Source organism: Porphyromonas catoniae ATCC 51270 (assembly GCF_000565015.1).
Classification (GTDB): Bacteria; Bacteroidota; Bacteroidia; order Bacteroidales; family Porphyromonadaceae; genus Porphyromonas; species Porphyromonas catoniae.
Window position 1 is genome coordinate 82,781 of record NZ_JDFF01000008.1, and the last position, 26,104, is coordinate 108,884.

General features: G+C 51.4%; 28 protein-coding genes. 21 read left to right on the plus strand and 7 right to left on the minus strand.

What is annotated here, in order from left to right; genetic code table 11:
• Nucleotides 1-43 precede the first annotated feature (43 nt).
• The 6 genes from nhaA to HMPREF0636_RS01460 all read right to left on the minus strand — a co-directional run bounded on the left by nhaA (nucleotide 44) and on the right by HMPREF0636_RS01460 (nucleotide 8,727).
• Nucleotides 44-1,408, minus strand: coding sequence for a Na+/H+ antiporter NhaA (gene nhaA / locus HMPREF0636_RS01435; protein ID WP_044167994.1), 1,365 nt, complete (start codon nucleotides 1,406-1,408; stop codon nucleotides 44-46).
• A 378-nt stretch (nucleotides 1,409-1,786) separates the two neighbouring features.
• The gene (locus HMPREF0636_RS08330) at nucleotides 1,787-3,850 is read right to left on the minus strand and encodes a BT_3928 family protein (RefSeq protein ID WP_081748369.1); all 2,064 of its coding nucleotides are present in this window, start codon (nucleotides 3,848-3,850) and stop codon (nucleotides 1,787-1,789) included.
• A complete protein-coding gene (locus HMPREF0636_RS01445) occupies nucleotides 3,847-4,404 on the minus strand; it encodes a DUF1599 domain-containing protein (protein WP_044167995.1) in 558 nt (185 codons plus the stop codon). Before HMPREF0636_RS01445 ends, HMPREF0636_RS08330 begins: the two co-directional genes overlap by 4 nt.
• Before the next feature lie 14 nt (nucleotides 4,405-4,418).
• A complete protein-coding gene (gene lon / locus HMPREF0636_RS01450) occupies nucleotides 4,419-6,854 on the minus strand; it encodes an endopeptidase La (protein WP_248616854.1) in 2,436 nt (811 codons plus the stop codon).
• 120 nt (nucleotides 6,855-6,974) lie between these two features.
• The gene (locus HMPREF0636_RS01455) at nucleotides 6,975-7,460 is read right to left on the minus strand and encodes a gliding motility lipoprotein GldH family protein (protein WP_081748370.1); all 486 of its coding nucleotides are present in this window, start codon (nucleotides 7,458-7,460) and stop codon (nucleotides 6,975-6,977) included.
• 16 nt (nucleotides 7,461-7,476) lie between these two features.
• Nucleotides 7,477-8,727, minus strand: coding sequence for a PSP1 domain-containing protein (locus tag HMPREF0636_RS01460; RefSeq protein WP_248616852.1), 1,251 nt, complete (start codon nucleotides 8,725-8,727; stop codon nucleotides 7,477-7,479).
• 1,099 nt (nucleotides 8,728-9,826) lie between these two features.
• On the opposite strand from HMPREF0636_RS01460, the gene rpsH reads away from it, so the two are divergent.
• The 15 genes from rpsH to rplQ all read left to right on the plus strand — a co-directional run bounded on the left by rpsH (nucleotide 9,827) and on the right by rplQ (nucleotide 18,125).
• The gene (gene rpsH, locus HMPREF0636_RS01465; RefSeq protein WP_005468179.1) at nucleotides 9,827-10,222 is read left to right on the plus strand and encodes a 30S ribosomal protein S8; all 396 of its coding nucleotides are present in this window, start codon (nucleotides 9,827-9,829) and stop codon (nucleotides 10,220-10,222) included.
• Between the two features lie 18 nt (nucleotides 10,223-10,240).
• Nucleotides 10,241-10,792, plus strand: coding sequence for a 50S ribosomal protein L6 (rplF, locus tag HMPREF0636_RS01470; RefSeq protein WP_005468181.1), 552 nt, complete (start codon nucleotides 10,241-10,243; stop codon nucleotides 10,790-10,792).
• A gap of 26 nt (nucleotides 10,793-10,818) precedes the next feature.
• The gene (rplR, locus tag HMPREF0636_RS01475; RefSeq protein WP_005468182.1) at nucleotides 10,819-11,163 is read left to right on the plus strand and encodes a 50S ribosomal protein L18; all 345 of its coding nucleotides are present in this window, start codon (nucleotides 10,819-10,821) and stop codon (nucleotides 11,161-11,163) included.
• Nucleotides 11,164-11,175: 12 nt separating this feature from the next.
• The gene (gene rpsE / locus HMPREF0636_RS01480) at nucleotides 11,176-11,700 is read left to right on the plus strand and encodes a 30S ribosomal protein S5 (protein WP_005468183.1); all 525 of its coding nucleotides are present in this window, start codon (nucleotides 11,176-11,178) and stop codon (nucleotides 11,698-11,700) included.
• A 38-nt stretch (nucleotides 11,701-11,738) separates the two neighbouring features.
• The gene (gene rpmD, locus HMPREF0636_RS01485) at nucleotides 11,739-11,915 is read left to right on the plus strand and encodes a 50S ribosomal protein L30 (RefSeq protein WP_005468184.1); all 177 of its coding nucleotides are present in this window, start codon (nucleotides 11,739-11,741) and stop codon (nucleotides 11,913-11,915) included.
• Between the two features lie 31 nt (nucleotides 11,916-11,946).
• Nucleotides 11,947-12,393 (plus strand): 50S ribosomal protein L15, encoded by a 447-nt coding sequence (gene rplO, locus HMPREF0636_RS01490; RefSeq protein WP_005468185.1) that lies wholly within the window; start codon nucleotides 11,947-11,949, stop codon nucleotides 12,391-12,393.
• 5 nt (nucleotides 12,394-12,398) lie between these two features.
• Nucleotides 12,399-13,739, plus strand: a complete 1,341-nt coding sequence (gene secY / locus HMPREF0636_RS01495; RefSeq protein ID WP_005468186.1) for a preprotein translocase subunit SecY — start codon at nucleotides 12,399-12,401, stop codon at nucleotides 13,737-13,739.
• A gap of 1 nt (nucleotide 13,740) precedes the next feature.
• On the plus strand, nucleotides 13,741-14,529 hold the full coding sequence (gene map, locus HMPREF0636_RS01500; protein WP_044168003.1) for a type I methionyl aminopeptidase: 789 nt from the start codon (nucleotides 13,741-13,743) through the stop codon (nucleotides 14,527-14,529).
• Nucleotides 14,530-14,546: 17 nt separating this feature from the next.
• Complete coding sequence (infA, locus tag HMPREF0636_RS01505; RefSeq protein ID WP_005468188.1) at nucleotides 14,547-14,765, plus strand: translation initiation factor IF-1; 219 nt, start codon at nucleotides 14,547-14,549, stop codon at nucleotides 14,763-14,765.
• A gap of 12 nt (nucleotides 14,766-14,777) precedes the next feature.
• Complete coding sequence (gene ykgO, locus HMPREF0636_RS01510) at nucleotides 14,778-14,894, plus strand: type B 50S ribosomal protein L36 (RefSeq protein WP_005468190.1); 117 nt, start codon at nucleotides 14,778-14,780, stop codon at nucleotides 14,892-14,894.
• Nucleotides 14,895-14,930: 36 nt separating this feature from the next.
• Entirely contained in the window at nucleotides 14,931-15,311 is a 381-nt protein-coding gene (rpsM, locus tag HMPREF0636_RS01515) for a 30S ribosomal protein S13 (protein ID WP_005468191.1), read from the plus strand.
• A gap of 11 nt (nucleotides 15,312-15,322) precedes the next feature.
• The gene (gene rpsK, locus HMPREF0636_RS01520) at nucleotides 15,323-15,709 is read left to right on the plus strand and encodes a 30S ribosomal protein S11 (protein WP_005468193.1); all 387 of its coding nucleotides are present in this window, start codon (nucleotides 15,323-15,325) and stop codon (nucleotides 15,707-15,709) included.
• Between the two features lie 300 nt (nucleotides 15,710-16,009).
• On the plus strand, nucleotides 16,010-16,615 hold the full coding sequence (gene rpsD, locus HMPREF0636_RS01525) for a 30S ribosomal protein S4 (protein ID WP_005468194.1): 606 nt from the start codon (nucleotides 16,010-16,012) through the stop codon (nucleotides 16,613-16,615).
• 19 nt (nucleotides 16,616-16,634) lie between these two features.
• A complete protein-coding gene (locus HMPREF0636_RS01530; RefSeq protein WP_005468195.1) occupies nucleotides 16,635-17,642 on the plus strand; it encodes a DNA-directed RNA polymerase subunit alpha in 1,008 nt (335 codons plus the stop codon).
• 15 nt (nucleotides 17,643-17,657) lie between these two features.
• Entirely contained in the window at nucleotides 17,658-18,125 is a 468-nt protein-coding gene (rplQ, locus tag HMPREF0636_RS01535; protein WP_005468196.1) for a 50S ribosomal protein L17, read from the plus strand.
• Between the two features lie 39 nt (nucleotides 18,126-18,164).
• Here rplQ and HMPREF0636_RS08410 read toward each other — a convergent pair whose 3' ends face one another.
• Nucleotides 18,165-18,302 (minus strand): hypothetical protein, encoded by a 138-nt coding sequence (locus tag HMPREF0636_RS08410; RefSeq protein ID WP_155807263.1) that lies wholly within the window; start codon nucleotides 18,300-18,302, stop codon nucleotides 18,165-18,167.
• Nucleotides 18,303-18,824: 522 nt separating this feature from the next.
• Between HMPREF0636_RS08410 and HMPREF0636_RS01540 the strand changes: the two genes are divergently transcribed.
• From HMPREF0636_RS01540 to HMPREF0636_RS01565, 6 genes are all read left to right on the plus strand, one after another.
• The gene (locus HMPREF0636_RS01540) at nucleotides 18,825-20,222 is read left to right on the plus strand and encodes a DUF6242 domain-containing protein (protein ID WP_044168007.1); all 1,398 of its coding nucleotides are present in this window, start codon (nucleotides 18,825-18,827) and stop codon (nucleotides 20,220-20,222) included.
• Nucleotides 20,223-20,258: 36 nt separating this feature from the next.
• Nucleotides 20,259-20,945 (plus strand): outer membrane beta-barrel protein, encoded by a 687-nt coding sequence (locus HMPREF0636_RS01545; RefSeq protein ID WP_052328693.1) that lies wholly within the window; start codon nucleotides 20,259-20,261, stop codon nucleotides 20,943-20,945.
• A gap of 73 nt (nucleotides 20,946-21,018) precedes the next feature.
• Complete coding sequence (locus tag HMPREF0636_RS01550; RefSeq protein ID WP_044168010.1) at nucleotides 21,019-21,777, plus strand: undecaprenyl pyrophosphate synthase; 759 nt, start codon at nucleotides 21,019-21,021, stop codon at nucleotides 21,775-21,777.
• A 34-nt stretch (nucleotides 21,778-21,811) separates the two neighbouring features.
• A complete protein-coding gene (locus HMPREF0636_RS01555; RefSeq protein WP_248616853.1) occupies nucleotides 21,812-24,538 on the plus strand; it encodes a BamA/OMP85 family outer membrane protein in 2,727 nt (908 codons plus the stop codon).
• 60 nt (nucleotides 24,539-24,598) lie between these two features.
• Nucleotides 24,599-25,108, plus strand: coding sequence for an OmpH/Skp family outer membrane protein (locus HMPREF0636_RS01560; protein ID WP_044168092.1), 510 nt, complete (start codon nucleotides 24,599-24,601; stop codon nucleotides 25,106-25,108).
• Nucleotides 25,109-25,156: 48 nt separating this feature from the next.
• Nucleotides 25,157-25,705, plus strand: coding sequence for an OmpH/Skp family outer membrane protein (locus HMPREF0636_RS01565; RefSeq protein ID WP_005468203.1), 549 nt, complete (start codon nucleotides 25,157-25,159; stop codon nucleotides 25,703-25,705).
• Nucleotides 25,706-26,104: the final 399 nt, after the last annotated feature.

Below are 26,104 nucleotides of genomic sequence, written 5' to 3' on the forward strand. Positions count from 1 at the left end.
TCCCCTAGAGGAGGCAAAGATATATATAAATAATGTAAAACTACTAGTACGCCTCACTTATCTCGCCATCTGCACCCTTGGGAAGAATGCGATACAGTAGAGCATAACCTACGATACCAGAGACGATTGTCCCGACAAATATGCCGAGCTTAGCCTCGTTGAGCATTGCTAGCATACTGGGGTCATCATAGGATAGATTTGCGATGAAAAGTGAGACGGTGAAGCCAATCCCTCCTAAGATGGATAGGCCAATGAGTCGCCTGAGGTTCATGCCCACAGGGGCTGCACAGATCCCCATCCGAATGGCTACCCAAGTGAAGAGCGTAATGCCAATAGCCTTGCCGGGGAAGAGCCCAAGGAAGATAGCCAGCGGTACACCAAGCAGTCCCTCCGAGGTAATACCACCGAAGGTAATCCCAGCATTAACGAAGGCGAAGAGGGGCAGGATAACGTAGTTCACCAAGGGGGCAATAGCATGCTCGATGATTTGCACGGGGCTGATAGCTTTGGTTGCTGTGGACTTAATCCCCCCGATGATCTTGAGCTGTTCGTGTGATAGTACTAAGGCTCCCTTAGCTTCCCTTGCCTCGGTTGAGAGGCGACTGGTGAGGTCGGATAGGTAGCTGCTGAGCTTACCGATGTGTACCTTAGTCCCCGCGGGTAGGCATAGGGCAATAAGTACCCCTGCGATGGTAGGGTGAATGCCTGACTGAAGGAAAAGTGCCCAGACCGCGATGCCGAGTACGATATAGGGCTCGAGGGTGTGGATCTTTAGCCTCCCCAAGAGGAGGGTGATGCCAAGCAGGGCAAAGCCAATGCCGAGAGGGAGCCAGCTTATATGTGTGCTATAGAAGATGGCAATGACGATGATGCCCCCGATATCATCTACTACGGCTAGGGCAGCTAAGAATATGCGTAGGCTCTTCGGTACTCGGGAGCCAAGTGCTGTGAGTACTGCCAGAGCGAAGGCGATGTCTGTAGCCATCGGGATAGCAGCTCCGATGGACTGGGGATGCTGGTTGGCAATGGCGAGGAAGAATAGCACAGGCACGACCATCCCGCCTAAGGCTGCGATGATTGGGAGCAAGGCCTTCTTGGGAGAAGATAGTTCACCTACAAGTAGCTCCTGCTTGATCTCCAGCCCCACAAGGAAGAAGAAGATGGCCATCAAGGCATCATTGACTACTTGGCTCACCGTCATCGTGTGTCCTGCATGTCTGAAGATATCCACATCGCCCACCGCAATATGGACAGGGTGGTTTAGGAAGGCGTTGTACGCATCATTCCAGGGGGAGTTGGCGATGAGTATCGCTGCAATAGTGGCGATGAAGAGTAGGACAGTGGGATTAGGGCGTAGTGCGTAGAGCCGCTGTGCGAAGGAGCGGTGCTGCGTCGAGTCTGTACTCATTAGTCTATCTAGGGGCTTTTAGCTGCGAAAGATGGATGTTAATCGGTGAGCATGAGGTATCTGGAGGAATACCCTCTAGGCGATCTGCCATCGAGTGCCAGAGGCTCCCCAGTAAACCCTTGGGGCACCAACCTACCTCACCTTTTACAAAGTTAATGAATATCCATGTATCTACGGCGTGAAAACCCTTGCATGGGTGTCTTGGACAACCCTTGCAAGGGTGACGCTGAGACCCTAGCATGGGTCGCAGTGGGTGCCCACTGTCGGTTTCCTTCTGTTGCCGTTAGGGGATAAAAAGTAGAGGCTATGCGACCTAGGGCATAGGTGCATAGCCTCTACTGGGATGAATGGAAGGAGTCTTTCGACTCGAGGTGTAGGCTAGTTGAACGCCTCGATGATGGGGAGGAACTTGTCTACGCTTAGCGAAGCTCCACCGATCAGACCACCATCGACGTCAGGCTGAGCGAAGAGCTCCTTGGCATTGCTGGCGTTGCAGCTACCTCCATAGAGGATCGTGCAGTTGTCAGCGATAGATGCTCCAAACTTCTTGGCGATGAGGTGACGGATATGTGCGTGGATCTCCTGTGCTTGTTCAGACGAAGCTGTGAGACCCGTACCGATGGCCCAGACTGGCTCGTAGGCGAGGACAACCTTGCTGAAGTCTTCAGGGGAGAGCCCGAAGAGTGTGCCAGCGAGCTGCTCTTCCACTACCTGGAAGTGCTTACCAGCCTCACGCTCTTCCTTCACCTCACCGATGCAGAAGATAGGTGTTAGACCGTTCTCCAGAGCCAGACGTACCTTCTCGGTGAGAATGGTATTATCCTCTCCGTAGTAAGCCCTACGCTCTGAGTGCCCGAGGATGACATAGCGTGCACCCGTGGAGGCTACCATGGCAGCAGATACCTCACCTGTGTAGGCTCCCTCGGCCTTGTTTGCACAGTTCTCTGCCGCAATGCCAATGGGGCTACCCTCGGCAAGGCGTGCAATGGATGCTAGGTGAATGAATGGTGCACCGATGACGACGTCACAGTGCAGTGTCTTGCCAGAGAGTGTGGCCTTGAGTTCTTCGATGAACGATGTGCCTTCCTGGAGGGTCTTGTTCATCTTCCAGTTACCAGCGACAATGTTTTTTCTCATTGATCTTTTTCGTTTATATGGATAATTTATGCGTCTCTTGAGATAGAGGGTGAGGTGGAGCTTCCGTGCCCAAAAGCGTAGGAAGCCGAGGATAAGTAGTGCAGCCCATGCGAGCAAGGGATAGGTACGTGCCAGCGAAGGTCGTGGGGCGATGTAGCCAGACTCCCTTAGCTGATGTAGGTAGCGACCTACACTCTCTACCTCGGGGAGGTCCACATAGCTACGCTTGTCAATGATTCGTCCATCGCGTAGGACGACAAGTCCAGGGTAGGAGCGAATCATCGTACGGATAGGTGTGGCATCCATCCGTAGCATGGGGTAGCTTGCCCCTGTGAGGTAACGCCAAGCAGCTATCTCTTCATCCGTTGAGGCCGTTAGCCCATAGAAGTGGAAGCCCATAGAACGACTCTGGGTGTAGAGCTCCGTGATTTCATCAAGTGCGCCTTGGCTTGCCCTACTCCAATGGGGTGCAAGCAAGAGGAGTGTGACCCCTTCGTCATTCAGTAGCTTAGAGGACATAGAGCCCCCGATGCTATCCATGGGAGCAAAGTCATACAATGCTTGGTAAGATGCAAGCTTGGGATCCTCCTGCACTCGGATAAACGTCCATGTGCTGTCGGGGAGGGAAGAGGGTGAGAAGGCTTGCTCCTGACCTCCCTTTGCATAGATATAGCGAGTCGTGGCAAGTAGACTCGCCTGCATCGTAGAGTCTTCGCGTGCGATTGCCTCGCGTAGGTCTGTCCCTACCCGATAGGGACGGAAGTCGAAGAGTGGTAAGTGTCGGTAGTTCTCCACCATAAAGAAGATAATACCAACCACTGCAAGGATACCCGGTAACCACCGCTCACGACGTGAGTAGAGATGACGGAGCGAACGGGCATCACGCAGTATAAGGAAGGAAAGGGGGAGGAGAAAGAGGTTCTTTAGGAACGTCTCTAGGTTCGTCAGATGCAGGGCATCACCGAAGCAACCACAGTCGCTGATTGGGTTCGCAATGAGGATGTAGGTCGTGATGAGCGTCATCCCAAGTAGGAAGACGAACGTCAGGCGTGCTGAGACCTGACGATAGATCCCCATCAGTAGGAAAGCTCCGAGTAGGAACTCTGCTGCGCACAACAGAAATGAGAGACCTAGAGCAACTGTGGCACTATAAGCCCATCGCTCATCAAGGATAGGAGCAAGGTACTCCCCAATCTTCAGGGCGGAGCCTATGGGGTCTACTGCCTTCAGCCCTCCAGAGAAGACAAGGGTAAGCCCAATAAGTACACGCGCAATCTCTGCGCAAGTATGTCGTAGGTGAATCACTGTTCGTTTTCGGCGAGCTGTACGAGGCAGAAGAGGGCGTAGTTTACCATGTCCATATAGTTGGCCTCTATACCCTCGGAGACGAAGGTCTGCCCACGGTTATCCTCGATCTGCTTGGTGCGATAGATCTTAGTGAGTATGATGTCGATCATCGAGGAGAGGCGCATGTTTCGCCAGACCTCTCCATAGTCGTGGTTCTTAGCCAGCATAAGCTGTAGGGTAGCTTCGGCATACTTGTCATAGAGGGTCAGTGCCTCAGAGATGTCGAGGTCGGGGTGACTGACTGCCCCGAGAGAGAGCTGTATCATGCCGATGATGCCATAGTTCACGATGCCGATGAGTTCACTATCGATGCCTTCGTTTACCTGTGCTTGCCCTTTCTCTTGGATGCTACGTATGCGCTCAGCCTTGATGTATATCTGGTCGGTCAGGGACTCAGGGCGGAGAATGCGCCAAGCCGTACCATAGTCGTGGAGCTTCTTCTCGAAGAGGCTCCTACACGACTGCAGTACGGCTCTGCACTGTAGCTCTGTACGCTGTGCTTGCTCTGTCATAAGGGGAGAGTTCGTTACTTCTTTACTTCGTCTGCTAGCTCATCAAGTAGGGCGAAGGCAAGGACTTCACTAATCTCATCCACGTAGTGGAAAGAGAGTCCGCTGAGGTAGCGTTCGTTGATCTCGAGGATGTCCTTTTCATTCTCCCGGCAGAGGATAATATCCGTTATCCCCGAACGCTTAGCTGCGAGTATCTTCTCCTTGATGCCACCTACGGGGAGGACCTTCCCACGGAGTGTGATCTCACCCGTCATAGCTAGATGAGGGCGTACCTTGCGACGGGTAATGGCAGAGACAAGGGAGGTGACCATCGTGATCCCTGCACTGGGCCCATCCTTGGGTATGGCACCCTCGGGGACATGGATGTGTATCTCTCGATCCTTGAGCTGCTCTAGGTCGATACCGAGCGCATCAGCATGAGCTCGGATATAGCTTAGAGCAATCGTAGCGGATTCCTTCATCACATCGCCGAGGCTACCTGTGAGGATGAGCTTGCCATTCTGTCCAGATTGGAGGCTGCTCTCTATGAAGAGGATTTCACCACCCACACTAGTCCAAGCCAGACCAATCACCACACCTGCATGCTCGTTGCCTTGATAGCGATCCCTCGAATAGATGGTCTTACCTAGGTACGAGTGTACAAGCTCTGGCGTAATCTCCTCGGGGAGCGGATCTCCAGAGGCTACTGCCCAAGCAACCTTACGCAGTACAGCGGCAATCTTCTTCGTCAAGGCACGTACTCCACTCTCTCGGGTATACTCCTCTATGATTGTCTCTAGAGCCCCAGGGGCAAAGTGTATGGGATAGGATCCGAGACCATGCTCCTTAGCTTCCTTAGGGAGGAGGTGTTGCTCTGCGATCTTGAGCTTCTCCTCTGCGATGTAGCCCGTCACCTCAATGAGCTCCATACGGTCACGTAGGGCTTGAGGAATAGTGGATATGTTGTTGGCCGTAGCGATGAAAAGCACCTTCGATAGATCGTAGTCAATATCGAGGTAGTTGTCGTGGAAGGTTGTGTTCTGCTCTGGGTCGAGGACTTCAAGTAGAGCAGAGGCAGGGTCTCCCTTGTAGTCACTAGAGAGCTTGTCAATCTCGTCTAGGACAAAAACAGGGTTGGATGTGCCAGCCTTCTGTAGGCTCTGTATGATACGCCCACTCATCGCCCCTATATAGGTACGGCGATGACCTCTTATCTCTGCCTCATCATGTACACCACCTAGAGAGATGCGCACGTACTTACGCCCTAGGCTCTCAGCTATGCTACGTCCGAGCGAAGTCTTACCTACACCTGGAGGGCCATAGAGACATAGGATGGGGGACTTCATGTCGCCCTTGAGCTTCAGGACAGCTAGGTGCTCAAGGATACGCTCCTTCACACGCTCTAGCCCGTAGTGCTCCCTGTCTAGTATCTCTTGCGCTTGCTTCAGATCGAAGTTGTCTACGCTATATGTCTCCCAGGGAAGCTCTACGATGGTGCGTAGATACTGCATTTGGATGGAGTAGTCGGGGCTCTGGGGATTAAGACGCTCAGCCTTACGTAGCTCTTTTTCAAAGACGGCTGCGACAGACTTACTCCAAGTCTTGCTCTCTCCTAGCTTACGTAGCTCCTCTAGCTCTTCCTCATTGTTGTTATTCGTCCCCAGCTCTTCTTGGATGGTGCGCATCTGCTGCTGCAGGAAGTACTCCCGTTGCTGCTGATCCATCTCCTTACGGGTCTTACGTAGGATCTCATCACGGATGTCGGCCTCCTCAATCTGGCCATGTAGGCCAGAGAGGACCAGCACACCACGCTGATTGAGTGTGTCAGCCACAAGGAACTCCTGACGGCGCTCTATGGGGACATCCACGACCGAAGAGGCGAGGTTGATGATGTAAGCCTTATTCTTAATCCCCTTGATGGTGTCCATGAACCCTGCGGGTGCACCGGGGGCAAGTTTCTCCAGTAGCTGTATCAGCCTGTCGTGGATAAGACTTACCAGAGCTTCGTATTCCTTATCAGAGGTTTCGCCACGCTCTTCCTCGGGGAGAGTTGTGTAGTGTCCCATAAGGTAGGGGTCTGTCTGGGTAAGCTCCTTCAGTTCGAAGCGCTGACGTCCACGCAGGATTGCTGATAGCTCTCCTGTGGGAAGCTCAATAATCTGTGTGACCTCGACAATCGTACCGATGGGATAGAGGTCTTGTAGGGTAGGATCTTCGACCTTCGCCTCTCGTTGAGCCACGACGCCGAAGCATTTATTCTCCTTCTCTGCCTGACGGATGACCTCCATTGACTTCTTTCGTCCTACGAGGATAGGGGCGAGCGTGCCAGGGAAGATCGCTATGTTGCGTAGGGCAATGATAGGTAGCTCCGCTGGTAGCTCTTCGCTAGAGAGACCAAAGGACTCTCCTTCGTCGTAGTTAGCCAATACGGGTATAGCGAGGAACGAGTGTTGCTCCTCTGATGCTGTCATTTCGTCAGTTTTCTTCTTTTTGCTCATTATGTCGATTCGTGAGACTCATACATGTCAGCCTAGGGACGTTTGCCTAGATGTACAGCTGAGCACTCGCTAATATATCACCAAATACTATGATTAGGGTCGCTCCTTCATCCTTAGTCCTACGGCGGTGATACCCGTGAGGGGGCGTTCGTCGAGGGTGGTAAGGCGTAGCTCGAAGAGACCAGTATAAGGCATCTTCAAAGCTCGTGCCAATCCTGCCTGGTACTCGTGGAAAAGCACACCCGGACGAAGCCATCGCTCGGGTTGATCTGCTAGATGAAAGCGAAGTGTATCGGTGTAGTAGGTATATCCGTTTCGTTGTAGCTCGGCCTTGAGTGACAGATTCATCTGCTCCATCCGATTATCCATGCGTAGGGCAATCTGTATCTGGTGGAGGCTTGCTCTGGAGGTGAAGAGGAGTTGGAAGCGGACTGCCATGTTCTGCTTCCATACACCATCGGTGAGCTCTTGGAAGGCATAGTACGTCCCTTCCTCTCTCGCACCCCGACAGCCCATAGCTAGGGTTAGGAATAGTAAGAGAAGGAGTAGTCTATGTACTTGCCGAGGGATGCGTCTCATCTCTACCCTGTTTCTTTTACTTGTCGCCCTGTTTCTCTTCGGTAGGCGTCCCTTCAGCCTTAGTCTCCTCTCTTCGGGTGCGTGGGCTACGGAACTGTCGTACCTGTGGGCGACCCTCCGTACGCTCTGTGGGTGCAGCGTCTCTACGTCTCGGCTCTCCTCTTCGTGTACGATCTCCACTTCTCTTCCCTCGTCGTCCGTTGTCGAAGCGAGTCAGGCTGTTGCCTGCGAGGATGTCGCGTGAGTCTGCGCTGTCGTGTCCGTCCTTGGTGACCTCTAGTTGCTCCGGGCGTTCTCCCTTCTTGTTTTGTGCGATGACCTCAAAGGCCCGCTCTGCCGAGATGGTTACTAGGTGCACCGGAGCATTGCGTACGGTGCTGTAAGTAATCTGTCGCTGGAAGTGGTCGGTCTTGAAGTGGTAGTAGCTCCCAGACTGTGTCTCAAGTACTACCTCGCGGTCGGGGAGGCTTCGTTGGGCTTCTGCGTAAGCGTTTACCTCGAAGTTCATACAGCACTTGATTTTACCGCACATGCCTGTGAGCTTCTGAGGGTTCATCGTTACATCTTGTACTCGGGCTGCGCTGGTGCTCACAGAGGAGAAGTTCGTCATCCAGCGGGAGCAACAAAGCTCCTGCCCACAAGGGCCAATCCCGCCTATACGTCCCGCCTCCTGTCGTGCGCCAATCTGCTTCATCTCGATGCGTACATGGAAGGTGTCGGCGAGTACACGGATGAGCTGTCGGAAGTCTACACGTCCGTCTGCGATGTAGTAGAAAATAGCTTTGTTACCATCTCCCTGATACTCCACATCCCCGATCTTCATGTCTAGACCGAGGTTTGCGGCTATCTGCCGAGCTTGTATCATGGTTGGCTCTTCGCGCTTCTTAGCTTCCTCCCAGCGCTCTAGATCGCTAGGCTTGGCGACACGATATACGTGCATCCACTCGCCTTTATCGGGGTGGTAGCGATGGCTCTTCATGGCCAGCTCTGCCATCTTCCCTGTTAGGGTTACCTCCCCTATGTCGTGACCTATGACGGAGCCTACAGCGACAATGTCTCCCTTGTATAGGTCAATCTTTTCGCTGTTTATATAGTATCCCTTGCGGGTATTCTTGAATTGCACTTCGACGAGATCTGAGCTCTGTAAGGACTCTGGTATGTCGCTCAGCCAATCGTAGGTACTCATAGGGTTCCTACTACAGCCTTCGCAACCACCGGGAGTCATAGCACAGCAGCCCATGTTCGCCGTTGTGGTCTTGTAGTCCATTGGATGTCTCGTTGTGGTGGTGAGGGAACGCTATCCACTCACCTATATATTATATCGGTATGGAGAAGGGCGTTTTATCTAAGCCTCTTGCTTCATTTACCTACGGAGAAACACGATGTGTCGTGTGCTTGGCTCGCACTGCTCTGAGGCGACAAGGCACACGAAACCACACAAAGGTACTGAATTTTATGCCCATAAGCATTCTCTACCTCCACCCGTTGGCTCTCCTCTTTTGCCTCTGCTCCTGATTGGACGTTTACTTGGGTTATTGTCTAGACGGCTTGGTGTATCTCGTTACCCTATTTGCTCTGTGTCATGAGTTTGAGTGAATTGACCTTGGGGGAAGAAGCTCGGGGGAAGAAAGATATGCCGTCCACAAAAGCCCTAAATAGGGGGCTTTGTGAGAGGGGGTAATGAGTTACCATAACTCTCTGTGACGAGTTATGGTAAGTCGTTGTGAAGAGTTGTGGTAAGTCGTTTGAGCGAGTTATGGTAAGTCGTAGAGGCGAGTTGTGGTAACTCATAGAGGTGCGCTGGGGTGGTTTTGTATTTCACTTGTTTTCAGTGTGTTATTGCCTTGTGTGATATGTGGCTCCTTCTGATCCGTGTAGTCTGATTTTTTTTCTCCTGTATGTAGCGGATTTTTCTCTTTGGTGTGAGGGGGTGAAAAACTTTCTTGGTTTTGCGGATGACGTGTGGAGCTCGTGGGTTGAGGGTGTGTGGTGTATGTGGGGAGGTGGTGTATGCGAAATGAGTGTGCTATATAATAATGTATCAAGGTGAGTTGTGGTAACTTGATTGGTGTGTCGAGTTAAGGAGTTGGTGTATAGGTATTTGTGTCTGAATTTGTGGTGTATAGTGGGGCAGGGATAAGGGGTGGGATAGAGGATGGGGGAGAGGTGGGATAAAAGGGTTCGTGGAGTTGATACGATATGCGTGTGGCTGTGATAGTTGCAGGTTTGAAAAATAGTTCGTAAATTTGCGTGCTTTTTGTGCGGACAACTATGCCGTAAGGTGCTGTGTCTCACATCAAGGAGCAACAAAGAAGTATGTTTAAATATTGTCTGGGTCGTCCAGATCAATTTAATTCTCAACATTAATGACAGATCCTATTGCAGATTATCTGACGCGCCTGCGTAATGCAGTGAAGGCTGGCCACAGAGTGGTCGAGATCCCAGCGTCGAATCTAAAGAAAGAGATCACGAAGATCCTCTTCGACAAGGGGTACATCCTCAACTTTAAGTTCGTCGAAGATGGTCCTCAGGGTACAATCAAGGTCGCGCTGAAGTATGACCGTACGGGACGTGTGAACGCCCTCAAGGCTCTTAAGCGTGTCTCTCGCCCAGGTCTTCGTAAGTATGTGGGCTATCGTGAGATGCCCCGCGTACTCAACGGTCTCGGTATCGCTATCCTCTCTACTTCACGAGGTGTTATGACCGATAAGGAGGCTTCGCAGCTCAAGGTGGGTGGCGAAGTGCTATGTTACATCTACTAAAAGAAGGAGGTATATACTATGTCAAGAATAGGAAAGCTTCCCGTAAGCATCCCAGCAGGCGTCACCGTCTCCGTTAAGGATCAGGTCGTCACAGTCAAAGGCTCCAAGGGTGAGCTAACACAGGCTTTCGATGCTCGCATCGCTGTAGCCGTAGAGGGTGATCACGTCGTAGTAAGCCGTAGCAGTGACGAGCGTCAAGATCGCTCGCTCCACGGGCTCTATCGTGCGCTTATCCATAATATGATCGTAGGTGTATCCGAGGGCTTCACCAAGACTCTTGAGCTCGTGGGTGTCGGTTATCGTGCATCCAATCAGGGTCAGCTGCTTGAGCTGAGCCTCGGCTTCACACACAACATCTATCTTCAGCTCCCCAAGGAGATCCAGGTAGAGACGAAGACAGAGCGTAACAAGAACCCTCTGATCATCCTCACCAGTGCTGATAAGCAGCTCCTCGGTCAGGTGTGCTCGAAGATTCGCTCCTTCCGTATGCCAGAGCCTTACAAGGGTAAGGGTATTCGCTTCGAAGGAGAAGTCGTCCGTCGTAAGTCTGGTAAGAGCGCAGGTAAGTAACCGCTTAAAACACGTATAAAGCAATCATGCCAAACAAAGAAATAAGAAGACAGAAGATCAAGACGCGTGTACGTGCCAAGATCAGCGGTACGGCAGAGCGCCCACGCCTGACTGTATTCCGAAGCAATAAGCAAATCTACGCACAGGTGATTGATGACGTAGCAGGCGTTACGCTAGCTAGTGCCTCCTCCCTCAAGCTCAACGCAGAGGGGACAAAGAAGGAAATCGCCGCTCTCGTAGGGACTGAGGTCGCAAAGGCTGCACAAGCCGCTGGCGTCTCGACAGTAGTATTCGACCGTAACGGCTATCTCTATCACGGCCGCGTGAAGGAGCTGGCTGATGCAGCTCGTGCCGCAGGTCTCAACTTTTAATCTTGTATCGCAATGTCAGATAATCGCTCCAAGTCAGCTAGAGAGTTTGAGGGTAAGGATAAGCTCGTTGAACGTCTCGTAGCTATCAATCGTGTCACTAAGGTGACAAAGGGTGGTCGTACATTCACCTTCGCTGCTATCGTCGTCGTCGGAGACGAAAATGGACGTATCGGCTGGGGTCTTGGTAAGGCTGGTGAAGTATCAGCTGCTATCACCAAGGGTACAGAAGCTGCAAAGAAGAACCTAATCACAATTCCTGTCCATAAGGGTACCATCCCTCACGAACAGACCGCTCGTTTCGGTGGCGCTCGTGTCTTCCTCAAGCCTGCATCTGCTGGTACCGGGGTGAAGGCTGGGGGTGCTATGCGTGCCGTGCTAGAGAGCGTAGGCGTGCATGACGTGCTCGCTAAGAGCAAGGGTTCCTCTAACCCACACAACCTCGTCAAGGCTACCATCGCTGCTCTCGCAGAGATGCGCTCACCTCTCATGGTGGCTCGTAACCGTGGCGTGTCTGTCGAAAAGGTCTTCAAGGGTTAGTCTAGCATCATATATTAGGTAAAGAATCGGAAGTACAAATGGCACAGATAAAGATCCAGCAAGTACGCAGTCAGATCAAATGCCCTAAGGTGCAGAAGCTAACGCTACAAGCCCTAGGCCTGAAGAAGCTAAATCAGATCGTCGAGCATAACGACACACCCCAGATCCGTGGGATGATCAATGCCGTTAAGCACCTTGTACGCATCGTAGAGTAAATATAACCCTACACAAACGAAAGACAGAGAAATGGATTTATCAAGTTTGAAGCCCGCAGCGGGCTCAGTCAAGACGCGTAAGCGCATCGGTCGTGGTCCTGGTTCCGGTCTCGGGGGTACTTCTACGCGTGGTCACAAGGGGGCTAAGAGCCGCTCTGGTTACTCCAAGAAGATCGGCTTCGAAGGAGGTCAGATGCCTATCCAGCGTCGCCTACCGAAGTTCGGTTTTAAGAATATCAATCGAGTAGAATATGCTCCAGTAAACCTCTCTACGCTCCAGACGCTAGCAGAGGCTAAGAGCCTAAGCCGTATCACCAAGGCAGACCTCATCGAGGCCGGTCTCATCGGTAAGAATGATCTCGTTAAGATCCTCGGCAATGGGACGCTTAGCCTGAAGCTCGAAGTGGAAGCTAACGCTTTCTCTAAGTCGGCTGAAGCAGCTATCATCGCTCAGGGGGGTAGTGCTGTAAAACTCTAGTAGCTATGCGCTTTATAGAGACACTGAAAAACATTTGGAAGGTTGAGGAGCTGCGTCAGCGCATCCTCACCACCTTGTTTTTCGTACTTATCTATCGCCTAGGCTCGTTCATCGTCATCCCTGGGATTGACCCAACGCAGTTGGACTCTCTCCACAAGCAGACGAGTGAGGGTCTTATGGCTCTTCTAGATATGTTCTCTGGGGGGGCGTTCTCTAACGCCTCGATCTTTGCCATGGGGATCATGCCTTATATCTCCGCCTCCATCGTGATGCAGCTGGCTGCTATCGCTGTGCCTTCTATCCAGAAGCTACAGCAGGAGGGTGAGAGCGGACGACGTAAGATCGATCAATGGACACGTTACCTAACGGTCGTGCTACTCCTCGTGCAAGGCTCTGCCTATCTGGTGAACCTCAACCGACAGCTCGCTCAGGTAGGGGGATCTCTACCCTCGGGTCTTTGGTTCGACATCTACGCCATTATCGTGATGGCTGCTGGTAGTATGTTTGTCCTTTGGCTCGGCGAACGTATCACAGACAAGGGGCTGGGTAATGGTGTTTCCTTGATCATTATGATCGGGATCATTGCTCGTCTCCCAGTGGCTCTTACTGCTGAGTGGGGAGCTCGTACTGCCGTAGGTGCAGGGGGGCTCGTATGGCTTCTCTTTGAGCTTGTCTTCCTGCTACTTGTGATGGCTGGTGCTATTCTGCTTGTGCAGGGTACGCGTCGTGTCCCCGTGCAGTATGCTAAGCGTGTCGTCGGAAATAAGCAGTATGGTGGTGCTCGTCAGTATATACCTCTCAAGGTGAACGCTGCTAACGTGATGCCAATCATCTTCGCACAGACAATCATGATGGTACCTATCTCAATCCTATCATGGATGCAGGGAGATAAGCCCAGTGCTTTCATCCAAGCATTTTCTGATAATACGGGTATCTGGTACAACCTCGTCTTTGCGATTCTCATCCTGCTCTTCACCTACTTCTACACCGCTATTACGATTAACCCAACGCAGATGGCTAACGACCTGAAGCGAAACAATGGGTTCATCCCTGGTGTAAAGCCTGGTAAGGCAACGAAGGACTACCTTGATACAATCATGGATAGAATTACCCTGCCTGGGGCATTCTTCCTGGCGATCGTGGCCATCATGCCTGCCTTCGCTCGTATCATTGGTATCTCTGGGGAGTTTGCTCAGTTCTTCGGTGGGACGTCTCTCTTGATCCTTGTTGGGGTGGTACTTGATACCCTACAGCAGATCGAAAGCCACCTACTCATGCGCCATTACGATGGCCTGCTGAAGAGTGGTCGGATTAAGGGGCGTACAGGCTCTGTAGCTGCCTACTAAGATGATTTATCTGAAGACAGACGAAGAGATCGAACTCATGCGTGCGGCCAACCTGTTGGTTGGGCGTACTCTGGCTGAAGTAGCTAAAATCATTGCTCCAGGTGTCTCCACACTGCAGCTGGATAAGCGTGCGGAGGAGTTCATTAGAGATAATGGAGCTACACCAGCTTTCCTAGGCTATAATGGTTTCCCTGGTAGCCTATGCACCTCTGTAAATGATCATGTGGTGCATGGCATCCCTTCCTCGAAGGTCGTACTATGTGACGGAGATATTGTTTCCGTAGACTGTGGTACCAAGCTCGCAGGCTTTACTGGAGACTCGGCTTACACGTTTGCTGTAGGTGAGGTTGCTCCAGAGGTGCTCGCCCTTCTTCGTACGACGAAGGAGTCGCTTTATACAGGTATAGAGCAAGCGATGGCAGGCAAACGTGTTGGTGATATTAGCTTCGCTGTGCAACAGTACTGCGAGGCACGAGGTTACCATATCGTTCGTGAGCTAGAGGGACATGGGATAGGTAAGGAGATGCATGAGGAGCCTGGCGTACCAAACTATGGGCGTCGTGGTACAGGTGCCGAGCTACGCTCTGGTATGTGTATCTGCATCGAGCCTATGGTGAATATGGGATCGAAGAACGTCATCTTTGATCGCAACGATGGCTGGACTGTCCGCACAAAGACAGGTAAGCCCTCGGCTCACTTCGAGCATTGTGTTGCGATCCGTGACGGGAAGGCCGATATTCTTTCTTCGTTTGACTTCATTAAGGAGGTCTTAGTGGATAGAGAGTTTTAAGTTCGTAACAACGTAATATGCCGAAACAAGCAGCGATAGAACTCGATGGGGTCATCCTCGAAGCACTCTCGAACGCAATGTTCAAGGTAGAGCTAGAGAATGGTCACGTCATCACCGCCCACATCTCTGGGAAGATGCGTATGCATTACATCAAGATCCTCCCAGGGGACAAGGTCAAGGTTGAAATGTCACCTTATGATCTTACGAAAGGGCGCATATCCTTCAGATATAAATAACGCTATATAGATATGAAAGTAAGAGCATCACTCAAGAAGCGCACCGCCGAATGCAAGATCGTTCGCCGCAAGGGGCGTCTGTACGTAATCAACAAGAAGAACCCCAAGTTCAAGCAACGTCAGGGGTAGTCTCATCCATCGGATATATTAACGAATAAGATAAGTATGGCTATCAGAATTGTTGGCGTTGACTTGCCACAAAACAAACGAGGAGAAATTGCCTTGACTTACATCTTTGGGATCGGTCGTAGCAGTGCTGCTAAGATCCTTGATAAGGCGGGAGTCGATCGCAACATCAAGGTTAAGGACTGGAATGATGATCAGGCGGCTGCTATCCGTGAGGTGATTGGCGCTGAGTATAAGGTGGAAGGTGACCTTCGCTCCGAAGTACAACTAAACATCAAGCGACTGATGGATATTGGTTGCTATCGTGGTGTCCGCCATCGTATCGGTCTGCCTCTACGTGGTCAGAGCACAAAGAACAATGCTCGTACTCGTAAGGGTAAGAAGAAGACTGTCGCAAATAAGAAAAAAGCTACTAAGTAATAGAGGTTGATATGGCAAAGAAAGTAGTCGCAAAGAAGAAGGTCGTTAAGATCGATGCTGTGGGTCAGGCTCACATCCATTCTTCTTTCAATAACATCATCATCTCTCTGACCAATAACGACGGTCAGGTTATCAGCTGGTCATCCGCTGGTAAGATGGGCTTCCGCAGCTCGAAGAAGAACACCCCATATGCTGCACAAATGGCTGCACAAGACTGTGCTAAGGTCGCCTATGACCTCGGTCTGCGTAAGGTGAAGGTCTTCGTCAAGGGGCCAGGTAACGGACGTGAGTCTGCTATCCGTACCATCCATGGTGCAGGTATCGAGGTCACTGAGATCGTGGACGTGACTCCAATGCCACACAATGGCTGCCGTCCTCCTAAGCGTCGTCGTGTCTAATCACAAGATGTCGCTTTAGACCACAGAGTAGTTTCATATAGATAGCAGTACAACGCAGAGGCTTCTGCCAGATAGATCTCACTAGGGATTCCAGATGACAGGAGCGTGAAGCAAGAAGTAAAGAGCAAGGAGACTAGAGCAAAGACGACGAGTGAATAGATCGGCTATACTTTCATATATCTATCCTCTCCTCATAACTGGTCGCGGCTGCACTCCGTCTCACCTCACGCCTCTCCTCTTTACCACCCAGCATCACCGACCTCTCTGAGGCTCGCTCGTACTGCCAAACAAAAGAAGACAATGGCAAGATATACAGGTCCAAAATCAAAGATCGCCCGTAAGCTCGGTGCACCTATCTTCGGTGCCGATAAGGTTCTCTCAAAGAAGAACTATCCTCCTGGACAGCATGGGAATAGCCGCCGTCGTAAGACGAGTGAATACGGCATCCAGCTCAAGGAAAAGCAGAAGGCTAAGTACACCTATGGCGTACTCGAGCGTCAGTTCCGTAACCTTTTCGAGAAGGCTCAGCGCACTAAGGGCGTTACAGGTGAAGTCCTTCTTCAGCTCCTCGAGAGTCGCCTCGACAACGTCGTCTACCGCCTTGGCATCGCTAAGACCCGAGCAGCTGCACGTCAGCTCGTCTCTCATCGTCATATCACCGTCGATGGTCAGGTAGTGAATATTCCTTCTTACACGCTCAAGCCTGGTCAGGTCGTAGGTGTACGTGAGAAGGCTAAGAGCTTAGAGGTCATCACCGACTCACTGGCTGGTCGTAGCCACAGCAGCTACAGCTGGCTGGAGTGGAATCAGGCTTCTCTCTCTGGTAAGTTCCTTAGTGCCCCTGCGCGTGAGGATATCCCTGAGGAGATCAAGGAGCAGCTGATTGTTGAACTTTACTCTAAGTAATAATAAGTAACTCTCTCACATGGCAATATTAGCATTTCAGAAGCCCGAAAACGTCCTCATGATGGATGCGACGGACTCATTCGCCAAGTTTGAGTTCCGTCCCCTTGAGCCAGGCTATGGTACCACAGTTGGTAATGCCTTGCGTCGTATACTCCTTTCTTCACTCGAAGGCTATGCCATCTCGACCATCAAGATCGAAGGTGTCAATCATGAATTTGCTACTATTCCGGGTGTATTGGAGGATGTAACTAACATCATTCTTAACCTAAAGCAGGTACGTTTCCGTCCACTCTCCTCTGATGCTACGGAGGAGAAGATCAGCTTGACGATCTCTGGCAAGAAGGAGTTTGTCGCTGGTGATCTCAACGGTCGTCTTACTGCCTTTGAGGTTCTCAATCCTGAGCTTGTCATCTGTCATCTTGATGAGGCTTTCTCGCTGACCATTGAGCTAGAGATCAACAAGGGGCGTGGTTACGTCCCTGCTGATGAAAAGACTGTGGCAACAGCGAAGGAGAACGAGCTACAGACCATTGCGATTGACTCAATCTATACGCCAATCCGCAATGTGAAGTACTGGGCTGAGAACTTCCGTGTCGAGCAGAAGACCGACTATGAGAAGCTCGTGCTTGAGATCACGACGGATGGTAGCATTCATCCGCTTCAGGCGTTGAAGGAGGCTGCGGCTATCCTGATCGATCACTTCCGTCTCTTCACAGGTGAGCCTGTAGAGGTAGAGGACACGTTTGAGGAAGACCTCTATCCAGAGGACAATGGAGATGAGGAAGAGGTGGCTCGTGTTACCGAGCTACTGAAGAAGGAGCTTAGTGAGCTTGATCTCTCCGCTCGCGCACAGAATTGTCTGCGAGCTGGTAATATCTATACGCTTGCTCAGCTTGTCTGCCTTGATCGTGAGAAGCTATCGAAGATCCGCAACTTCGGGAAGAAGTCCATGGACGAGCTCAATGCGCTCATGGAGCGTCTGCGCCTCGACTTTGGTATGGATGTTAGCAAGTACAATTTAGATTAATGACCAACTAGAAAGATGAGACATAATAAGAAATTCAATCATCTCGGGCGCAAGAAGGCACACCGTGAGTCTATGCTCAGCAACATGGCTGCATCGCTCATCCTTCACAAGCGCATCTTTACCACGGTGGCAAAGGCTAAGGCACTACGTGTCTATATCGAACCTCTGCTGACTCGCGCGAAGGAGGACTCTACGCATTCACGTCGTGTGGTCTTTGCTGAGCTACAGAATAAGTACGCTGTCAAGGAGCTTTTTGGCCCCGTTGCTGAGAAGATTGCAGACCGTCCAGGTGGATATACCCGTATCCTCAAGACGGGCAACCGCCTAGGTGATAATGCTGCTATTTGCTTCATCGAGCTTGTGGACTACAATGAGAACATGTTGAAGGAAAAGGCTGAGAAGAAGGCTGCTCCTAAGACACGTCGTTCACGCCGTAGCACGAAGCCCGCTGCCGAAGCTCCTGCTGCTGAGAGCGCAGAGTAGTAGACGCATCAATCTTATATAAGGAGACTGCCCCGATGGCTAATACGCTATCGGGGCAGTCTTTTTTTGTCCCGTTGGCGTGAAGAAGATCATGGTGTAGGCCGTCACGAGATGCCGTGGTGCATGTTCCCGCTCGCCTGTTGTTAGGCGTCCTTGTGGGAGATACTTGATTCCCATCCTCTCCTTGTACTTTTCTCTCCCACCTCTTCCTTCCCTTCCTCTCGATCTTCCTCGAGAGCTGAAAGTGTCTTTTGGAGAAGGCCGATAATGCCTAGATATAGGGCGTGCTAGCGAGTTACCATAACTCGCTTCTGAGAGTTGTGGTAACTCGCTCCAAAGACTTATGGTAAGTCGCTCAGACGAGTTATGGTAAGTCGTTCCTTGCCTCTTGGGAATGCCCTATCTACGCACATTTTGAGGGGGTGCTTCCCCTATTGGAGGACGGTGTGACGTCCTTCATGAGGTAAGGTGATCAGAGTGCTTTGCGAAGCTGTCTCAACAACCTTTGTGGCAAGCTGGCTGGGGGTAGGTAAATTCTTTATACCTTTGCACTCCAGAGCTTAAATTAGGTTTGCTTTGGAGTCTCGTGTCTGTATGGGGTTCGCTGAGTGGCGAAGTTTATAGGGGCATGATGACAAAAGACAGACCTTCGTACGTTATTTAGTAGAGACTCTCAACGATATTATTATATAAAGGAGCATGAGCAAGAGACGCATCGCACAGCTATTCATCCCCGCACTTACCCTCTGCACCCTTGCACTCAGCACGAGCTGTAAGAGCAAGAAGGCTGAACTCCAGGATGTGCAGCTATTCAACGGTCAGATCCGTACCTTCAGCCTGTCCTCAGAGGATAAGGCAGCTAAGGCGGCTCTGGAGCGGGTTACCTTCTCCATTCGAAACTCCGAAGAAGGGTTGATCACAAACCCTTCGCCACTGCCCTTCGCTCAGCCCCTGAATAAGGTGAAGCTAAACATCGTCGCTTTCAATGCCGATGGTACAAAAATCGATGTGGCAGTCGGTACAAATGGAGCCTTCGAGGAGTGGAAGGCGAGCAAGGTGTATGACCTGAGTAGCGGTGTCTCTGAGCTCCGTGTACGGGTGCGAAACAAGGTGACGAACCCACAGCTAGGCAGTGGCAACGAATATATCTATCGAGTACACCTCTCGAAGTACACAAATGACCCACAGACCTTCAGCTGGCAACGACTGGCAAGTCCAACAAACCTCCCCGCCATCACTTCGGCCTTTACGGAGCGAATCGTAGAGGGTACGACGACGGATTGCTACTTTGTTACAAGCGCTGGTACAAATGCTCTGCATAGCTTCACTGCTACACCGACCTCGTGGACAGTAGGGGTATTCTCGGGGATTCCTTCGGGGGAGCGTCTGACCTCTGTGGCTCGTATGGGTAATACACGCTATGCTACAACCTCTGCTGGCAAGCTCTACCAAACGATGAGTACAACTTGGACTCAGGTCTCAGGCATCACTGTGACACGCATCCTCGGTACGCTACCTCTGGGAGAGAAGTCCGAGCGTCTAGCTCTACTGGCTCCCGTAGCGGGTCAAGCAGGGAAGTACGTCTTCGCAACCTACACGCCGACCGAGGGGATGAAGCTGGGGCATAAGGCACCGGAGTCCTTCCCTCTGGAGGGTGGATACACGTTTACCAGAGACCGTGAGGATTATGTGGGCTCGACCCTATACCTCGTGGGTGGGCGTACGTCACGAGGCACAGCGACGACTAGTCGCTGGCTGACGACCAATGGTATTGACTGGGCCGAGCAAGCGACCGAACTCAGGTTCCCCTCTGCCTTAACCCAAGAGAGCATCATACAAGAGCGTGGTACATCACGCCTCTATCGCTTCGTGACCACAGCTACAGGGCTATACGTCTACATCTCTACGGATAATGGGTTGATCTGGGAGGCAGGGCGTGCCGTGGCTCTAGCAGGATTGACGGCCACAGACTTCGCCTCTTCGCCTGTACTAGCTGTGCAGGGTGCTGATGCCAAGAAGATCTACCTCATCCGCGGAGTATCAGGCGGTACGTCCGTACTCTATGAGGGAACGATCCGACGCGAGGAGCATAACTAATCACATCGCCCTTGCAGTAGCTCGGGGGCATGCTATATGATACGGAGGCTGTGGCTATGTGTGCTTGCTCTCTCGTTGTTTACCCTAGGGCGAGCAGAGGCACAAGAGTACCGCTACGAGCTGGGTCTCGGTGTCGGGACAGCCTATTACGTAGGGGATCTGAGCCCGAATCTATGGGGCAGACAAGCTCCAAGCATAGCTGTTTCGCTTCGCCATCTTCTAGACCTGCGCTGGTCACTGACGACTGAGCTTGGTTATAGGAGGCTGGAGGGGCGAGTAGCACGAGAGCATACGTTCCCGGTCGGGCGTACCCAGAAGTTCAGCCGAGGCCTTTGGGATTTAGCCTTTGGGGGAGAGTTTAACTTCTTTCCATACAGTGATAAGTATCGCTATCTCCTCACTCGGTCTTGGACACCCTATCTAGGCCTAGGAGTGGGGCTAGCATTGGGTAAAGGAAGCCCAACACTGCTCATCACACCGAGCCTCTATGGTGTATTGGGAGTGAAGTACAAGCTCAGTAGTCGAGTGGGGCTTAGCCTCTCGTGGGTGCATCGGCGCACCTTCACGGATCGGCTGGAGATTACCTCCGCAGAAGAAGAGTGGATGGCTGACCCACTCCGCCTGAATAGGACGGGTAACATGAAGGGGTATGATAGCTACGGCTATTGGAGCCTCGGTGTGAGTATCAGCCTCAGCCAATCGCCCCAAAGAGGGTGCAACTGAATATAATAAGTATATTTGTAGAGGGTAATGCCTCGTTAGATAGAAAACAAGTAAGGAAAACGTGTCAAAGATCATGTCTCCTCACGAGGGACAAGAGCAAGTCTCCCCAACATTCATCCCACGTCATGTGGCCATCATCATGGATGGCAACGGTCGCTGGGCAAAGCAACGAGGCCTCCCTCGTACCGATGGACATCTGCGTGGACAAGATGCACTACGTGCCACCCTTCGTGCCGCAGCAGAGTTCGGTGTCGAGTACTTAACGGTCTACGCCTTTAGCACAGAGAACTGGGGACGACCAAAAGAGGAAGTAGATGCTCTGATGGAGCTACTCGTCTCGGCCATTCACTCTGAGACGCCTGACCTGATGAAGGAAGGTGTGCGCATACGTGCTATCGGAGATCTCGAGCGACTTCCCGAGAAGGCTCGTCGCTCCCTCATGGACTGCATTGAGGAGACTAAGCATAACAAGCAGATTACGCTCATCCTAGCACTCAGCTATTCCTCACGGGATGAGCTGACGCGTGCCGTACGTGGCATCGTGAGCGATGTGCAGAGAGGAGTCCTTCGTCCAGAGGACATAGACGAGGATGTGCTTTCCCGTCACCTAGACACAGCTTCCTTCCCCGATCCCGACCTCCTGATACGTACGGGGGGCGAGGAGCGTATCAGCAACTACCTGCTGTGGCAGGTGGCTTATGCTGAGCTTTTCTTTTCGTCCGTCTATTGGCCGGACTTTGGCAAGGAAGCCCTTCGAGAAGCCTTAGACGCCTATGCCTCACGTGAGCGGCGCTTTGGCAAGACAAGTGAACAGATACAACTGGAGGATTAGACCCTAGCCCTCCCCGATGACTATAATAGACTCTATGCACTATAGACTCCCCGCCCTCCTTCTCCTGGTCGGCCTGCTCTGCTCAGGCGTAGCAAACGCTAAGCCTCGCTCCTTACACTCGGTGTCTGATACGACTGCTGTCACCACGGGCCCCGTTGTGCAAGATCCGAAGGTGAGCTACGAGCACCCTGTGACTAAGACCATCGCAGAGGTCAAGATCACAGGTTCGACAAGCTACGATGACTTCGTCCTCAGTAGCCTCTCAGGTCTTAATGTGGGCGATGAGATCCAGATCCCAGGTAATGCCTTGACCTCCGCAGTCAATCGCTATCTACAGTCTGGGTACTTCTCGAATGCTCGTGTCCTCGTACGCCGCTATGAGGGTAATAAGGTCTTCCTCGAGATTGCACTTACAGAGCGCCCACGTATTAATGCTGTCTCCTTCACAGGAATTTCTAAGGGTGATCGTGAAGATCTCGAGAAACGTACAGGACTACGTAAGGGAGTGCAGGTCTCTCCCAATGTGCTAGATCGTACCCGCCAGCTCGTCAAGAAGTATTACGACGAAAAGGGCTATCGCGATATGCGTATGTCCATCAAGCAAACGAACACTGCAGGGCAGCAAGGCTATGTGGATCTAACAATCGACATTGATCGTAGTGGTAAGACGAAAGTGCGTAATATTTACTTCGAGGGTAATGAGGCACTCACACCTCATCAGCTACGTATGGCTATGGGGAAGACTAACGAAGGCTTCTCCTTTTCCAGAGGACGTGCCCTGTCGTCTCTGCTCAAGATCTTCAAGCAAAAGAAGTTCGTTGATGCAGACTATAAAGAGGATTTACAAAATCTCATCAAGAAGTACCACGCATTCGGCTATCGAGACGCAGAGCTAATCTCCGATAGCATCGTACCCGTACCAGGTGAGCGTAAGATTGATATTTACCTCAAGCTGAATGAGGGGAAGAAGTATTACATCAAGGACATCCGATTTGTAGGTAATACCAAGTATCCAGCCAGCGTCCTAGAGCAAGTCCTCGGGATTCGCTCTGGTGACGTCTATGACCAAAAGCGCCTAGAGAATCGTCTCTCGATTGACGAAGATGCTGTCAGCAACCTCTATTACAACAATGGCTACATCTTCGCAGGTGTGGATCCAGTAGAGACCAATATCGATGGAGACTCTGTTTCGCTGGACATTCGTATCTCTGAGGGGCCTCAGGCAACGATTGATAAGGTAAAGATCAGAGGCAACGATATCGTGTATGAAGATGTCGTTCGTCGAGAACTCTATACCAAGCCTGGCATGCTCTTTAGCAAGGAGGATCTCATGAACTCCTTCCGCATGCTCAATCAGCTCGGACACTTCGATGCCGAAAAGTCCATCCCCAAGCCTGTGCCAAATCCACAGAACGGGACAGTAGATATCGAGTATGATCTAACTCCCAAGAGCAATGACCAGCTTAACCTATCGATTGGTTGGAGCCAAACGGGGCTGATTGGATCGATTGGCTTTACCTTTACGAACTTCTCTATACAGAATCTCTTCCGCCCCAGTATGTATAAGGGGATTATTCCTCAGGGTGATGGGCAGAAGCTCTCTATCTCAGGTCAGACCAACGCACGTTACTACAATCAGATCAGCATCTCCTTTAGTGATCCTTGGTTTGGTAAGAAGCGCCCGAACCTCCTATCTGTAAGTGCGTTCTACTCTCGTACCACAGCTATTGACCAGCGTTACTACTCCGGTCAAATGCGTAACTCGGGATATTATCCCGGAGGCTATGGGTATGGCTACGGCTATGGAGGCTATGGCTATGGTTACAATCGTTATAACAATGGGTATAACGATGGTGCTTCTACACTCTACGAGAATGCGTATGACTCGGATAAGTCACTCAGCATAATTGGACTCTCCATTGCCAATGGTCGTCGTCTGAATTGGCCCGACAACTGGTTCCAGCTTACAGCGTCACTCAACTACACCCACTACCGACTTAATAACTGGGTCTACAATACGTTTGAGAATTTCCACCACGGTAGTGCCAATGACATCAACGTGGAGCTACGCATAGACCGTAACTCGATAGACAATCCCGTCTATACTCGTCGTGGCTCAGAGTTCTCCCTCTCGGTAAGTCTTACGCCTCCTTACTCACTCTTCGATAAGAAGGACTATTCCAACCCAACCCTACCTACGGCAGACCGCTATCGCTTCATCGAGTATCATAAGTGGAAGTATTCAGGTAAGATCTTCCTTCCACTGATGAACCCTGCGACAGTCAAGCGTACGCCAGTGCTCATGGCTCGCCTCGAAGGGGGAATTATCAATAGCTACAACAAGTATAAGCGTTCACCCTTCGGTACATACTATATGGGGGGGGATATGATGTCGGGATCAATGAGCTATATGAACGAGACAATCGGTCTACGTGGCTATAAGAACGGCTCTATCGCAGGTGCGAATTACGACTATGCGTACTCTTACATGCGTGCTAGCCTAGAGCTCCGCTACCCACTTATCTTTGAGCAATCCACCACGGTTTGGGTGCTGGCCTTTGCCGAGGCAGGGAACGCCTGGCAAGATATCAGCCGCTACAATCCATTTGACCTCAAGCGTTCAGCTGGTCTAGGTGTACGCGTGATGATGCCTATGATTGGGCTACTAGGGCTTGACTGGGGTTATGGTTTCGACCGCCCCAATGGTTACCAGGAGCGTGGTGGTAGCAACATTCACTTCGTCCTCGGGCGTGACCTCTAGTCACCTCCCTCGGGCATAGTATCTCTCACGAAAGTGTTTCACTAATCAAGTATGCAAATTATGAAGAAGATGCTTTTTCTCTTCGCCCTACTCCTTGGTCTAGGTGTAGCCGAAGCTCAGAAGATCGCCCTCGTAGATATGGACTACATTCTCAAGAAGGATCCCGCCTATGAGATGATGAATCGTCAGCTCGAGGACCTGTCTAAGAAGTGGCAGACTGAGGTAACGACCCTTGAGAATAAGGCACAGGCTGCCTACAAGAGTTACCAGAGTGATGTCGTCTTCCTCTCGGCTGAGCAGAAGAAGGCTCGCGAAGAGTCCATTGTATCGATCGAGAAGCAAGCTTACGAACTCAAACGTAAGTATTTCGGCCCAGAGGGCGAGCTGTTCAAGAAGCGTGAATCCCTCATGAAGCCAATCCAAGATAAGGTATGGGCTGCGATGAAGGACCTAGCTCGTACTCAGGGCTATCAGATCATCATCGATCGCTCCAGCTCCAAGATTGTCTATGCTGACCCCGCACTCGATGTCAGTGAGGCTATCACAGCGAAGCTCGGACTGAGCCGATAACTCCCGAATTGAAGTAACAAAACAATTAACGTAATAGAAGACAAACAAATGAAGAAGTTTCTGATTTCACTACTCCTCATGCTCCCACTTGCACTCTCAGCTGAGGCTCAACAGAAGATCGGTATCGTCAATACCGCAGTAATCATGGAGGCTCTGCCAGACGTGAAGGCTGCCACCACGAAGATCCAAGATCTAGCTAAGCAGTATGATGCTGAAATCAAGCGCATGCAGGATGAGATGAAGACGAAGCTAGAGGCCTACCAGAAGGAAGAAGCTACGATGACCGAAGTCATCAAGAAGCGTCGTCAGCAGGAGCTACAGGAAATGGAAGCTCGCACGCAGAATAGCTATCAGATGATGCAGGAAGAAATCCAGAAGGAGCAGGAGAAGCTCATGGCTCCTATCCGTACGAAGGTAACGACTGCCATCAGCAAGGTCTGTGAAGCTCAGGGCTGTGCCTATATCTTCGAGTCTGGTACACTACTAGCCACTGGTAGCACCGCACTTGATCTGACACAAGCTGTGAAGGATGCTCTAGGCATCAAGGCTACATCTGCTGCAACTACTAGCACCACAAAGCCTGCTCCAAAGAAGTAGTCCTCTGACAGCCCCTCCCTCTGTCCGTCGGTGTATGTAGCCACCCGGGCTTACATATTCATCGTTACGCATTGAGGGAGCTAATAGCAAAAGGCAACGCCCCATGATGGTCATCCATCATGGGGCGTTGCCTTTTCTTCTCTGTCTCCGTCTTCAATAAGAGGGGGCTCCCTCGTAGAGGAACGAAAGCTCTGTGGCTTTCGGTATGAGCCTCTGGAGGTGTTTTGTCTTCTGGGGGCTTCTTCCAGCGCAGTCCTTTTGTCCCCACTCTGTCTTAAAACGGGAGACACCTTCCCCCATGAACTTCCCGCCCATCCCTAAGCCTACAAAACTGAATACACGCAGGGCGGTATCCAAATCCTTGAAACCGCCCCGCGCCTATGATTAGCTAAGAAGAGA

Excerpts from the sequence above, each read along its gene's own strand:
- nhaA (WP_044167994.1), bottom strand. The coding sequence starts at position 1,408 with ATGAGTACAGACTCGACGCAGCACCGCTCCTTCGCACAGCGGCTCTAC.
- HMPREF0636_RS01445 (WP_044167995.1), bottom strand. The coding sequence starts at position 4,404 with ATGACAGAGCAAGCACAGCGTACAGAGCTACAGTGCAGAGCCGTACTG.
- lon (WP_248616854.1), bottom strand. The coding sequence starts at position 6,854 with ATGACAGCATCAGAGGAGCAACACTCGTTCCTCGCTATACCCGTATTG.
- HMPREF0636_RS01455 (WP_081748370.1), bottom strand. The coding sequence starts at position 7,460 with ATGAGACGCATCCCTCGGCAAGTACATAGACTACTCCTTCTCTTACTA.
- HMPREF0636_RS01460 (WP_248616852.1), bottom strand. The coding sequence starts at position 8,727 with ATGGACTACAAGACCACAACGGCGAACATGGGCTGCTGTGCTATGACT.
- rpsH (WP_005468179.1), top strand. The coding sequence starts at position 9,827 with ATGACAGATCCTATTGCAGATTATCTGACGCGCCTGCGTAATGCAGTG.
- rplF (WP_005468181.1), top strand. The coding sequence starts at position 10,241 with ATGTCAAGAATAGGAAAGCTTCCCGTAAGCATCCCAGCAGGCGTCACC.
- rplR (WP_005468182.1), top strand. The coding sequence starts at position 10,819 with ATGCCAAACAAAGAAATAAGAAGACAGAAGATCAAGACGCGTGTACGT.
- rpsE (WP_005468183.1), top strand. The coding sequence starts at position 11,176 with ATGTCAGATAATCGCTCCAAGTCAGCTAGAGAGTTTGAGGGTAAGGAT.
- rpmD (WP_005468184.1), top strand. The coding sequence starts at position 11,739 with ATGGCACAGATAAAGATCCAGCAAGTACGCAGTCAGATCAAATGCCCT.
- rplO (WP_005468185.1), top strand. The coding sequence starts at position 11,947 with ATGGATTTATCAAGTTTGAAGCCCGCAGCGGGCTCAGTCAAGACGCGT.
- secY (WP_005468186.1), top strand. The coding sequence starts at position 12,399 with ATGCGCTTTATAGAGACACTGAAAAACATTTGGAAGGTTGAGGAGCTG.
- map (WP_044168003.1), top strand. The coding sequence starts at position 13,741 with ATGATTTATCTGAAGACAGACGAAGAGATCGAACTCATGCGTGCGGCC.
- infA (WP_005468188.1), top strand. The coding sequence starts at position 14,547 with ATGCCGAAACAAGCAGCGATAGAACTCGATGGGGTCATCCTCGAAGCA.
- ykgO (WP_005468190.1), top strand. The coding sequence starts at position 14,778 with ATGAAAGTAAGAGCATCACTCAAGAAGCGCACCGCCGAATGCAAGATC.
- rpsM (WP_005468191.1), top strand. The coding sequence starts at position 14,931 with ATGGCTATCAGAATTGTTGGCGTTGACTTGCCACAAAACAAACGAGGA.
- rpsK (WP_005468193.1), top strand. The coding sequence starts at position 15,323 with ATGGCAAAGAAAGTAGTCGCAAAGAAGAAGGTCGTTAAGATCGATGCT.
- rpsD (WP_005468194.1), top strand. The coding sequence starts at position 16,010 with ATGGCAAGATATACAGGTCCAAAATCAAAGATCGCCCGTAAGCTCGGT.
- HMPREF0636_RS01530 (WP_005468195.1), top strand. The coding sequence starts at position 16,635 with ATGGCAATATTAGCATTTCAGAAGCCCGAAAACGTCCTCATGATGGAT.
- rplQ (WP_005468196.1), top strand. The coding sequence starts at position 17,658 with ATGAGACATAATAAGAAATTCAATCATCTCGGGCGCAAGAAGGCACAC.
- HMPREF0636_RS08410 (WP_155807263.1), bottom strand. The coding sequence starts at position 18,302 with ATGGGAATCAAGTATCTCCCACAAGGACGCCTAACAACAGGCGAGCGG.
- HMPREF0636_RS01540 (WP_044168007.1), top strand. The coding sequence starts at position 18,825 with ATGAGCAAGAGACGCATCGCACAGCTATTCATCCCCGCACTTACCCTC.
- HMPREF0636_RS01545 (WP_052328693.1), top strand. The coding sequence starts at position 20,259 with ATGATACGGAGGCTGTGGCTATGTGTGCTTGCTCTCTCGTTGTTTACC.
- HMPREF0636_RS01550 (WP_044168010.1), top strand. The coding sequence starts at position 21,019 with ATGTCTCCTCACGAGGGACAAGAGCAAGTCTCCCCAACATTCATCCCA.
- HMPREF0636_RS01555 (WP_248616853.1), top strand. The coding sequence starts at position 21,812 with ATGCACTATAGACTCCCCGCCCTCCTTCTCCTGGTCGGCCTGCTCTGC.
- HMPREF0636_RS01560 (WP_044168092.1), top strand. The coding sequence starts at position 24,599 with ATGAAGAAGATGCTTTTTCTCTTCGCCCTACTCCTTGGTCTAGGTGTA.
- HMPREF0636_RS01565 (WP_005468203.1), top strand. The coding sequence starts at position 25,157 with ATGAAGAAGTTTCTGATTTCACTACTCCTCATGCTCCCACTTGCACTC.